Source organism: Actinophytocola sp. (assembly GCF_049647105.1).
Classification (GTDB): domain Bacteria; phylum Actinomycetota; class Actinomycetes; order Mycobacteriales; family Pseudonocardiaceae; genus Actinophytocola.
The window spans coordinates 1-10,388 of record NZ_JBARWZ010000164.1 but is presented as its reverse complement, the minus strand read 5'-3'; the positions used below and the strand labels follow the sequence as shown (position 1 = coordinate 10,388).

At 70.8% G+C, this 10,388-nt stretch carries 14 protein-coding genes; 6 read left to right on the top strand and 8 right to left on the bottom strand.

Annotation, left to right across the window (positions count from 1 at the left end; genetic code table 11):
* The first annotated feature begins 254 nt into the window (after positions 1-254).
* Positions 255-446, top strand: coding sequence for a 50S ribosomal protein L28 (rpmB, locus tag WBA97_RS20625; RefSeq protein WP_075124203.1), 192 nt, complete (start codon positions 255-257; stop codon positions 444-446).
* Positions 447-515: 69 nt separating this feature from the next.
* On the opposite strand, the gene WBA97_RS20620 is transcribed toward rpmB, so the two are convergent.
* From WBA97_RS20620 to WBA97_RS20600, 5 genes are read right to left on the bottom strand one after another with little or no spacing between them, the layout of a single operon-like run.
* On the bottom strand, positions 516-1,433 hold the full coding sequence (locus WBA97_RS20620; protein ID WP_424232508.1) for a hypothetical protein: 918 nt from the start codon (positions 1,431-1,433) through the stop codon (positions 516-518).
* A 29-nt stretch (positions 1,434-1,462) separates the two neighbouring features.
* Positions 1,463-2,140, bottom strand: a complete 678-nt coding sequence (locus WBA97_RS20615; protein ID WP_424232507.1) for a uracil-DNA glycosylase — start codon at positions 2,138-2,140, stop codon at positions 1,463-1,465.
* A gap of 22 nt (positions 2,141-2,162) precedes the next feature.
* On the bottom strand, positions 2,163-2,684 hold the full coding sequence (locus tag WBA97_RS20610) for a gamma carbonic anhydrase family protein (protein WP_424232506.1): 522 nt from the start codon (positions 2,682-2,684) through the stop codon (positions 2,163-2,165).
* Positions 2,666-3,136 (bottom strand): GNAT family N-acetyltransferase, encoded by a 471-nt coding sequence (locus WBA97_RS20605; RefSeq protein WP_424232505.1) that lies wholly within the window; start codon positions 3,134-3,136, stop codon positions 2,666-2,668. Before WBA97_RS20605 ends, WBA97_RS20610 begins: the two co-directional genes overlap by 19 nt.
* A 27-nt stretch (positions 3,137-3,163) precedes the next feature.
* Positions 3,164-4,141 carry a thiamine-phosphate kinase gene (locus WBA97_RS20600; protein WP_424232504.1) on the bottom strand — a complete coding sequence of 326 codons (978 nt, stop codon included), beginning with the start codon at positions 4,139-4,141 and terminating at the stop codon, positions 3,164-3,166.
* Between the two features lie 101 nt (positions 4,142-4,242).
* Here WBA97_RS20600 and WBA97_RS20595 point away from each other — a divergent pair, with 101 nt between their 5' ends.
* Both WBA97_RS20595 and WBA97_RS20590 read left to right on the top strand, forming a co-directional pair.
* Positions 4,243-4,476: an Lrp/AsnC ligand binding domain-containing protein gene (locus tag WBA97_RS20595; protein WP_378058454.1), complete on the top strand. Its 234-nt coding sequence runs from the start codon at positions 4,243-4,245 to the stop codon at positions 4,474-4,476.
* A gap of 19 nt (positions 4,477-4,495) precedes the next feature.
* Positions 4,496-5,062 carry a DUF3515 domain-containing protein gene (locus tag WBA97_RS20590; protein WP_424232503.1) on the top strand — a complete coding sequence of 189 codons (567 nt, stop codon included), beginning with the start codon at positions 4,496-4,498 and terminating at the stop codon, positions 5,060-5,062.
* On the opposite strand, the gene WBA97_RS20585 is transcribed toward WBA97_RS20590, so the two are convergent.
* Positions 5,055-6,152, bottom strand: a complete 1,098-nt coding sequence (locus WBA97_RS20585; protein ID WP_424232502.1) for a D-alanine--D-alanine ligase family protein — start codon at positions 6,150-6,152, stop codon at positions 5,055-5,057. The two genes, WBA97_RS20590 and WBA97_RS20585, sit on opposite strands and share 8 nt — an antisense overlap.
* A gap of 11 nt (positions 6,153-6,163) precedes the next feature.
* A complete protein-coding gene (locus tag WBA97_RS20580) occupies positions 6,164-7,546 on the bottom strand; it encodes a PLP-dependent aminotransferase family protein (RefSeq protein ID WP_424232501.1) in 1,383 nt (460 codons plus the stop codon).
* 72 nt (positions 7,547-7,618) lie between these two features.
* On the opposite strand from WBA97_RS20580, the gene WBA97_RS20575 reads away from it, so the two are divergent.
* Entirely contained in the window at positions 7,619-8,293 is a 675-nt protein-coding gene (locus tag WBA97_RS20575; RefSeq protein ID WP_424232500.1) for a pyridoxamine 5'-phosphate oxidase family protein, read from the top strand.
* Here the strand turns inward: WBA97_RS20575 and WBA97_RS20570 are convergent.
* Positions 8,259-8,714: a cysteine dioxygenase gene (locus WBA97_RS20570; RefSeq protein WP_424232509.1), complete on the bottom strand. Its 456-nt coding sequence runs from the start codon at positions 8,712-8,714 to the stop codon at positions 8,259-8,261. The two genes, WBA97_RS20575 and WBA97_RS20570, sit on opposite strands and share 35 nt — an antisense overlap.
* 315 nt (positions 8,715-9,029) lie before the next feature.
* Here WBA97_RS20570 and sigK point away from each other — a divergent pair, with 315 nt between their 5' ends.
* Positions 9,030-9,629 (top strand): ECF RNA polymerase sigma factor SigK, encoded by a 600-nt coding sequence (sigK, locus tag WBA97_RS20565; RefSeq protein WP_424232499.1) that lies wholly within the window; start codon positions 9,030-9,032, stop codon positions 9,627-9,629.
* Positions 9,629-10,360: an anti-sigma factor gene (locus WBA97_RS20560; protein ID WP_424232498.1), complete on the top strand. Its 732-nt coding sequence runs from the start codon at positions 9,629-9,631 to the stop codon at positions 10,358-10,360. The genes sigK and WBA97_RS20560 overlap by 1 nt, the downstream gene beginning before the upstream one ends.
* Positions 10,361-10,388: the final 28 nt, after the last annotated feature.

Genomic DNA, 10,388 nt, shown 5'->3' with positions numbered 1-10,388 from the left:
CATCTCCAAATACCAAGCTCGCGGCCCCAACATCGACCGAACCAGCTACAAAGCCACCATCAGCATCCACATCCTGACACCGGCAGACCCTTGACCAACACCACAACCACCTAACTTCACGGCCTTGAGACTAGTGGGGCGGTTTGGAGACCCGGATCGCGTGCCGTTACCCTGTGTTTGCCTGCTCGGCGTGAGCCGAGCCGCAAGCTTACTGGCCAGTCGGCCAGTTTCCACTGTTGAAAGGAGTGCCTGACGTGGCTGCCGTCTGCGACGTCTGTGGCAAGGGGCCAGGCTTCGGCAAGTCGGTCTCGCACTCGCACCGGCGTACGAGCCGCCGGTGGAACCCGAACATTCAGACCGTGCACGCGAAGATCGGTGTTTCGCAGCGCAAGCGTCTGAACGTGTGCACCTCCTGCCTGAAGGCAGGCAAGGTCACCCGCGGGTAATACCGAGCGCCACAAGATCACAGAGCCGGGCCCTGGCATCGCCAGTGGCCCGGTTTGCTGTGCCCGGAACTACTGCTTCGCCGCGCCGAGCCAGTTCCGTAACCGGCCAAGCACGCCGCGTCGCGACAGGTACGTGAACCCCGCGACGATGATCGTCACTCCCATACCGGTGGCCGCGGCGCCGAGCAGTGCCGCTCCTGCGATGATCGCGAACGTCCCGCCGAAGGCGATCGCCAGACCCGCGAGCACCGCGCCCAGCCCGACGAGCGTCGGCCGACGACGGTTGTGGCCGAAGCCGATCGCCGCGGCGCCGACCATGACCACGAACGCCACGGCGGCGATCAGGACAGCTCCGTTGGCAGCGGCGAGCACGCCCATCAACGCGAAGAACAAGCCGGGCAGGTAGAAGCCCGGCAACGGTTCGTCCAGCATCACCTCGACCGTGGTCCTGGCGAAGTCGACGATCAGCCTGCCCTGTCCCAGGGTCGCGATCCCGAGCATCGCGATCAGCACGCCAACGGTGGTGATGGCGAACCGTCCCTGGCTCGTCAGCTCCCCGGCCGAGGCCAGCAGACCGGCTCCGTAGGCGATCAGCGTCACCGCGCCGAGCATCGCCAGCCGGTCGAACGGGTCCGAGCGGATCAACGTCGCCCCGAGGGTGGCCAGCGCCGCCGCCAGCACGGCGTACCCGGCCTGAGTCGCGTCCACGGTCGTCGCCACGACCACGGCGGCCACCGCGATGAGCAGAAACCCGCGCACGACCCAGACCACGAGCACGAAGTCCGGCTTGAACCCCCGCAGCCACGCGGCGGCCGCCAGGATCGCGACCACCGCCGACAGGATGGCGAAGCCGCGGAATCCGATGTCGGCGGCGACGAGGTTCCCCCCGATGCCGACCGTGATACCCCCGAGCGTGGTCGACAGGCCCGCGAGCCATGGCACGGCACGGGATCGGGAGCGTGTCGACGGGCCGTCCGGACTACCCACCCGCCCAGATTACCGAGGCGAGCGGGTGTTTACGGGAGCTTCCAGTCGATCGCTGACGCGCCCTGCTTCTCCAGCAGCTCGTTCGCGCGGCTGAACGGGCGGGAGCCGAAGAAGCCGTTGTGCGCGGACAGCGGGCTCGGGTGGGCGGACTCGACGCACGGCACCGGGTCGAGCAGGGACTTGAGGTTGCGCGCGTTGCGGCCCCACAGGATGGCCACCAGCGGACCGCCCCGCGCTGCGAGAGCGCGGATCGCCTGCTCGGTGACCTCTTCCCAGCCCTTGCCCTGATGTGAGTTCGGCCTGCCGGGCTGCACGGTCAGCGCCCTGTTCAGCAGGAGCACGCCACGCTCGGTCCACGGACCGAGGTCGCCGTTCGACGGCATCGGGTGGCCAAGGTCCTCGCCGTACTCCTTGTAGATGTTGACGAGGCTCTTCGGAAGCGGCCGGACATCCGGCGCCACCGAGAAACAAAGCCCGATGGGGTGGCCAGGCGTGGGATACGGGTCCTGTCCGACGATGAGCACGCGCACGTCCGCGAACGGTTGCTTGAACGCCCGCAGGACATTCTCCCCGGACGGCAGGTACTCGCGGCCCTCGGCGATCTCCGCGCGCAGGAACTCCCCCATGGCGGCGATGCGGTCGGCGGCGGGCGCGAGCGCTTCCGCCCAGCCGGCTTCGACGATTTCGTGCAGCGGTCGTGCGGTCACCCGCTGGACCTTATCCCTATCGCTACGACAGCTTGCGGAGCCCCGCCTTGTACTCGGACACCCGCCGCACGTAGTTCTCCACGATGCCCGACACCATCTCCTCCGGCACCTCGTAGCCCTCCCGGATCCTGGCCGGGACGCCCAGTGCCATGCACCGCGCTGGCAGGTGGCCGTTGAACGACATCACCGCACCGGCACCGAGCACGGCGCCGTCCTCGACCACGGAACCGTTGAGCAGCACCGACCCCGACGCGATCATGCACCGGTCGCCGACCACGGCGCCCTCGATGTGCGCGTTGTGGCCGACCACCGAGTCCGCGCCGATCACCGCGGGGTGCCACTGTGTGCAGTGGACGACCGTGCCGTCCTGCACCGAGGTCCGCGCGCCCACCGTGATCGAACCGGCGTCGCCACGCAGCACCGCCTGTGGCCACACCGACGCGAACGCGCCGATGGTGACGTCGCCGATCACCGTCGCGTCCGGATGCACGTACGCGTCGGGATGGATCGCGGGTTCCTTGTCGCCTAGTGCGTAGATGGGCACGACGCCTCCAGCTTCTTCCCGAGGTGCACGGCCTCCGGCGCGTCCGCGTACGTCCCGAAGCGGGGCACCGGCGTGTAGCCGGCCGACGCGTACAGCGCGAGCGCCTCCGGCTGCCGATCCCCGGACTCCAGGATCAGCCGCTCGTACCCGGCCTCGGCGGCGGTCCGCTCCAGCTCGGCGAGGACGGCCCGCGCGAGGCCGAGACCGCGGAAGGACGGGCGCACGTACATCCGCTTCATCTCGGCGTCCGGGTCGTGGGCACGCCAGCCGCCGCACGCCGCTGGCACGTCGTCGACGTACACGACGAGGAACAGTCCCAGCGGCGGCGAGAACTGCGCCGGGTCGACCGGCGTCGAGTCCTCGTCGCCGTACCGCACGACGTACTCCTGCTGGACGTCCGCGATCAGCGCCACCGAGTCGGGGTGATCGTAGGTCAGCACTTCGATCCGCACGCTCGCGATTCTGACCTACGCACCGCCTCACCGGAAATGCTGCCAGCCCGCGCCGCCCTCGTACCTCCCGCCGTCGACGGTCACCGTGGTTCCCCTGGTCACGGTGCCAATCGTGCGCCAGCCGGCTGGCACGGCGGCCGGTTCGGGGAACGTCGCGGCCAGCGCGTGATCCTCACCACCGGTCAGCACCCAGTGCACGGGATCGGCGCCGAGCGCGGTCGCCACGTCCACCAGCCGCTGCGGCACCTCGATCAGGTCGGTCCGCACGTCAATGGCCACATTGGACTCCTCGCAGAGGTGGCCGAGGTCGGCGAGCAGCCCGTCGGACACGTCGATCATCGACGTCGCGCCCGCGAGCGCGGCCAGCGGACCGGCCTCGTACGGCGGTTCCGGCACCCGGTAGGCGCCCACCACCTGCACCGGCGAGCGGAACCCCCGGCCGAGGACGGCGAGCCCGGCGGCCGACCAGCCGAGGCGGCCCGCCACCGCGACCACGTCACCCGGCATCGCGCCACCCCTGGTGACCGGCTCTCGTCCCTGTAGGTCACCCAATGCGGTGACAGAGATCACGATCTCGCTCGCGGTGACCACGTCGCCGCCCACGACGCCCGCACCGGCCCGCGCCGCCTCCTCCCACATGCCCGCCACGATCGCCTGGGCGACGTCGGCCCTGGTGGTCTTCGGGCAGGCGAGGCCGACGAGCAGCGCGGTGGGCACCGCACCCATGGCGGCGAGGTCCGCCATGTTGACCGCGATCGCTTTGCGCCCAACGTGTTCCGGCGTCGACCAGTCGAGTCTGAAGTGGACACCCTCGACGAGCACGTCGGTGCTCGCGACCACCCGCGAGTCGGCCGCGGCGACGAGCGCGGCGTCGTCGCCGGGCCCGATCAGGGTCGTCGCGGGCTGCCTGCGGCCCGCCGTCATTCGCCCGATCAGCCCGAACTCGCCCACGTCCGCGACGGTTTCGGGTGGATCATGAGCTGGGCCTCCTCTATTGTCGGTCACAACACCTCCGATAGTCGGATCCCAAACGATCCGGAACTGCGATACCTTTTGCTGCTCACGTTCCTACCTCTTGAGTCCAGCTAGACACGAAGGGGCGCGCCGTGGTCCACGCATACATCCTTATTCAGACCGAGGTCGGCCAGGCCGCCGCGGTCGCCGCGAAGATCGCACAGATCGACGGTGTGACGACCGCGGAGGATGTCACCGGGCCCTACGACGTGATCGTGCGGGCTGAGGCCGACAACGTCGACCTGCTCGGCCAGCTGGTGGTGGCCCGCATCCAGAACGTGGACGGCATCACCCGAACCCTCACCTGCCCGGTGGTCCATCTCTGACGCGTGCTGTAGTTGGGGCGTGTCCGAGCAACCCCTGTCCCGGGTGACCCTGTTCATCGCGGCCGGTTTCGCCGCGGTACTCGTGGTGGGCGTCATCATCGCGAGCCAGGTCGTCGGCGGGTCGGCAACCGACGAGGCCACCCCGTCGACACCATCGTCACCATCGGCGGAGAACGCCCGCACCGGCCCGCTCGCGCTGGCCGGGGTCGAGGCGCCGGACGCGGACGCGCCCGAGTGCGCGAAGCTCGTCGACGCGCTGCCCGCGAAGCTGCCGAGCAAGGGCGCCGAGCTGGCCCGGCTCACGCTCGCCGACCCCGCTCCCCCGGCCTCGGCCGCGTGGGCTGGTGACCGGGGCGAGCCGGTCGTGGTGCGCTGCGGACTGCCGAAGCCTGCCGAGTACGCGCCGACGGCCCAACTGCGTGAGGTGTCGAAGGTGACGTGGCTGCCGGTCGACGGCGACGGCGCGAGCACCTGGTACACGGTCGACCGCGCGGTCTACGTCGCACTGACGATCCCGGACGACGCTGGCACCGGTGTGGTGCAGGAGATGTCGGCGACGATCGCGAAGGTCCTGCCCGCTACCTGAGGCCGGTGCCGCGCGCGATGGCCGTGTCGACCAGTGTGGACAGGAGCGTGCGGTAGTCGAGGCCCGTGACGGCCCACATCTTCGGGTAGGCCGACGACGGGGTGAACCCGGGCATGGTGTTCAGCTCGTTGATCACCAGCGAGCCGTCGGCGCCGACGAAGAAGTCGACGCGGGCAAGGCCCTGGCAGTCGAGTGCGCAGAACGCCTTCTCCGCCATGGCGCGCAGCCGTTCGGTGACCGCGTCGTCGAGCTTGGCGGGGATGTCCAGCTCGGCCGCGTCGTCGAGGTACTTGGTCTCGAAGTCGTAGAACTCGAGCGAGTCGTCGGTGATGCGGATCTCCGCGGGCAGGGACGCCTCGACGTGGCCGTCGGGGAACTCCAGCACGCCGCACTCGACCTCGCGGCCGACGATCATCGACTCGACCAGCACCTTCGGGTCGATGGTGCGGGCGGTCGCGATGGCCTCGTCGAGCCTGGCCCAGTCGGACACCTTCGTGATGCCGGTCGACGAGCCCGCGCGGGCGGGTTTCACGAACACCGGCAGGCCGAGGTTTTCCTTCTGTTCCTCGGTGAGGGTGGCGTCGCCGCGGTGCAGGACCGCGTACGGGCCGACCGGGAGACCCTCGACCTTCAGAACCTTCTTCGTGAACTCCTTGTCCATGGCCACGGCACTCGCCAGCACCCCGGCGCCAACGTAGGGCAGGCCGACCATCTCGAGCAGACCCTGGATGGTGCCGTCCTCGCCGTACGCGCCGTGCAGCACCGGGAACACCACGTCCACAGCGGACAGGATCTCGCCCTCACGGCCGCGTTCGAGCACGACCAGGTTCGCGGCCGTCGGGTCGGCGGGCAGGGTGAGTGCGGTGCCGGACGAAACCGTGGGCAGCGTGCGACCGTCGATCGCGAGCGTCGCGGGATCGGCAGGGCCCAGCACCCACGAACCCTCCTGCGTGATGCCGACCGGCAGGATCTCGAACCGCTCCTGGTCCAGGTTCGCGAGCACGCTCGCCGCGGACACACAGGACACCGTGTGTTCCGTGCTCTGCCCACCGAACACCACTGCGACGCGGATGCGTTCTTGGCTGGCCATGGCTCGCGACCCTACCCCGCACCAGGCCCCACCAAATCGACGAGCACCGGCAGCGCCCGTTTGAGCTGGTCACGGGAACAGGCGGCATATCCGAGCGCGACCCCGAACCAGCGGGCCCTGCCAACGTGGTGGCGGGCGAGCCCGTCGAGCAGCAGCCCGCGTGCCAGCGCGGCGCGCACGAGCGCCCGCTCGTCGTCCGCACTCGGCACCGGGACCACGACGTGCGCGCCCGCGTCGTCGCCGAGCACCCGGACCCCGCCGCGCACCAACGTTTCCACGACCAGCGACCGCCGTTCCGACAGCTCGCGCCGCAGCCTGCGCAGGTGCCTGCCGAGGTCGCCGCCCCTGGCCAGTTCCACCACCACGAGCTGACCCGCGGGCGCCGGCCCGATGCCGGTGGCGTCGCGGTGCGCGAGCACGGCCGTGACCACCGAAGGCGGCGCCACCAGCCAGCCGATGCCGAGCGTTGGCGTGAGGATCTTGCTGGTGGTGCCCAGATGCACGACCACGTCCGGGGCGAGCGCGGCGAGGAGTGGCAGCGGGGCGACGTCGTAGCGCAGCTCGCCGTCGTAGTCGTCCTCGACCACGAGCCAGCCCTGTTCCCTCGCCCGTTCCACGAGCGCGACCCGGCGGGCGGCGGACATGCGGCCGCCGAGCGGGTACTGGTGGGCGGGCGAGCAGTACACGGCCCGCACGTTCGCCGGGATCGCCTCAACGAGCAGCCCGTCGGCGTCGACGGTCGCGGGCACGACCCGCAGGCCCGCGGTGCGCAGCGCGCCGACCGCCCGCTGGTAGCCGGGTTCCTCGACGGCCACCGCGTCGCCGGGCCGCAGCACCGCGCGACCCAGCTCCGCGACCGCCGAGCTGGTGCCCGAGGTCGCCAGCAGCACGTCGCTGTCGCCGACCCGCAGACCGCGGTGGCGCAGCAGGTGCTCGGCGACGGCCGCCCGGTACTCCGGCAGGCCGGACCGCTGCGGCCGCACCATCGGCGTCACGTGCGAGGCCGCCCGCCAGGCCCGCCGCCACGCCGCCTGCTCGATGCCCTCCGCCCACGGTGAGCCCGGGGTGAGGTCGACGACGTCGTCGCGACCGGTGTCGCGGCGGGCCGGTTTCCGGTCGGCACGCAGGGTTCCCGGCGGTGCGGTGGTGACGTAGGTGCCCGACCCGTTCCTGCCCGCGATCCAGCCCTCCGCGTGCAGCTGCTCGTACGCGGCGGCGGTGACCGTCCTGCTGACCGCCAGCTCTCCTGCGAGCGCACGAGTGGACGGGAGCCGGTCGCCACTGCGGAGCCTGCCGTCCCCCGCGGCCGCCCTGAGCTGCTCGGCCAGCTGCACGGCGAGCGGCGTCGGCGACTCACGGTCCAGCGTCACCGGGAGGACCGGGGTCTCTGGCATGAAAAGTGGCCTTCCAGAATCGAGGGGTCGTGGCCCTTCAATGATGCCACTCGGCTCGTCAGAGTAAGAGACGTGACGCTCTCACCCACCCCACGCAGCACCATCCGCCGCGGCAGGAACAGGGCCGTGACCGACCGCGCGGCGCTGACCGCCGTGCTCGACGCGGGGATCGTGTGCCACCTCGCGTTCGTCACGCCCGACGGCCATCCGGTGGTCATGCCGACCGGCTACGGCCACGACGACGGGACGCTGTACGTGCACGGGTCGACCGGCGCGGCGAGCCTGCGCGCGGGCACCGGTGCCGAGGTATGCGTGAACGTGACCCTGCTCGACGGCGTCATCTACAGCCGCGCCGTGTTCCACCACTCGGTCAACTACCGCTCCGCCACGATCCACGGCACCGCCCGGCAGGTCACCGACCCCGACGCGAAGCTCAACGCGCTACGCGTGATCACCGAGCACATCGCACCCGGCTCGTGGGACCACGCGCGTGGCCCGAGCCCGCAGGAGTTCGCGAAGACCGCGGTGCTCGCACTGGACCTGCACGAGGCCGCGGTCAAGATCCGCACCGGTGGGCCGGGCGAGGAACCGGAGGACCTGACCCCGGACCGCGTCGGCGCGAACTGGGCCGGGGTGCTGCCACTGGTACGGAACTGGGGCACGCCGGAACCGTGCGAGCACCTGCCATCGGACGTGGCGGTGCCGGACTACGTCAGCCTGCGAGCGAGGCAGGACGGTCCCCAGTAGGGATCACTCTCATGGTGCGCGCCGCGCGGTAGACGTGCAGTGTCACCGCCGGGTCAGGGCCGTCGTTGCGCACGTGGTGTGCGTAACCCGGTCCGAACACCCTGGACTGGCCCGACGACAGGGCCAGCGTGACCCCTCGGTGCAGCACGTGCTCGGTGAGCGTGCCCGACACGATCGTGAACGCTCCGGTGGCGTTGCCGTGGTCGTGGCGGTCGGTCTCCTGGCCGGGAAGCCAGCTCATGAGCCAGATCTCCTGTTCGCCGGTCGACTCGACGAGCACGGCGAACCGCTCGTCGGGGTCGTAGCGGAGCAGGTGCGCCCACTTCGCGCGGTCGGCCGCGTAGGCACGGGCGATCAGCGCGGGGTGGACCGTCGGGGCGACGGAAGCGGACGGGATGGTGTTGGCCGGCACGGCGAACATGAGGAATGCCTTCTCGGGAGTGCGGTAAGGACGCGACAACTCACCGAGACTGACACAGCGCGCTGGCGACCCGACGGAGCGCGAGATAGCCCCGCCTGCGGTTCAGCACACTCGTCAGCACGCCAACAGCGTGCCATCCCCCATCCGGAGGCGGCAATCCCGTCCACACCGTGGGATCGTGGGTGGGCAATCCGGCCGCCCGGCTGCTCCGAAGAGCTGAACAGGAAGGAACGGAGCCTGCGACGCGACTCATCCGACAGGGCGACCGCGAGCGGCTCCCCGGGGCTTGCGAGGGGGAGATGAGAGCGGGTGGTCATGGACGAACGAGCGCAGCGGGTACGCAGACTGCGTGACGCGCGCACCGCATCGACCAACGAGATCGGCGCCGAGCTGATGCAGCGCGTCGCACGCGGCGACGAACCGGCGTTCGAGCAGCTGTATGACCTGCTGGTGAAGCCGATCTTCGGTCTCGTGCGGCGCATCGTGCGCGATCCGGCGCAGTCGGAGGAGGTCGTGCAGGAGGTCATGGTCGAGTTGTGGCGCAGCGCCGCCCGGTACTCGCCGGAACGCGGCAGCGCGACCACATGGGCGATGACGCTGGCGCACCGCCGTGCCGTGGACCGGGTGCGGTCCGCCCAGGCCGCGGCCGACCGGGACGACACCGTCGGCCGCCGCGACATGGGCAGGCCGTTCGACGAGGTGGCCGAGCAGGTGACGACGCGGCTCGAACAGGAACAGGTGCGCAGATGCCTGCGCACGCTGACGGATCTGCAACGCGAGTCGGTACTGCTCGCCTATTACGGTGGCCGCACGTACCGCGAGGTCGGCGAGCTGCTCGACACCCCGCTGGGGACCATCAAGACGCGGCTGCGGGACGGCCTCATCCGGCTGCGTGACTGCTTGGGGGTGGCGTGATGACCACGGCAGACATCCACTCGCTGACCGGCGCGTACGCACTGAACGCGGTGTCCGGTCCGGAACGCGAGGAGTTCGAGCGGCACCTGTCCGAGTGCGACTCGTGCGCACAGGAGGTGCGGGAGCTGCAGGAGACCGCGACCCGGCTGGCGCTCGCCGCGGCGGCCGACCCGCCGCCCGAGCTGAGGTCCCGGGTACTCGGCCAGATCAGGACGGTGCGGCAGGAATCCCCCCAGACCACGGTGACGCCGCTGCGCCGCCGGGACCGGAGCAACCTCGCGCTGCGGCTGACGAGCATGGCGGCGGCGGTGCTGTTCATCGCGGCGGTCGCGCTCGGCGTGGTCGTGGTGCGGCAGGACGACCAGCTCGACCAGACCAGGGCGCAGGCGGCGGAGATGTCGGAGATCCTGCGCGCAGGCGACGCCAAGCTGGTGACGGTGGACAAGGGCGAGGATGGCCGGATGGTCGTGGCCATGTCGCGGTCCGTCAACCGGATGCTGCTCCTGACCGAGGACCTGCCTGCCCCGCCCGACGGCAAGGACTTGCAGGTGTGGACGGGCCACGAAGGCACGATGATCTCCGCCGGTCTCCTTGACCCGGACGACGGCGAGGCCGTGCTGGAGATCTCGGGCTTCGGTGACGCCGATTTCCTCGGGGTGACGGTGGAACCCGACGGCGGCTCGGAGGTACCGACACTGCCGCCGGTCATGGACACGCCACTGCCTGCGTGAGCCGGACGCGGCGGCCCTGGGGGGGCCG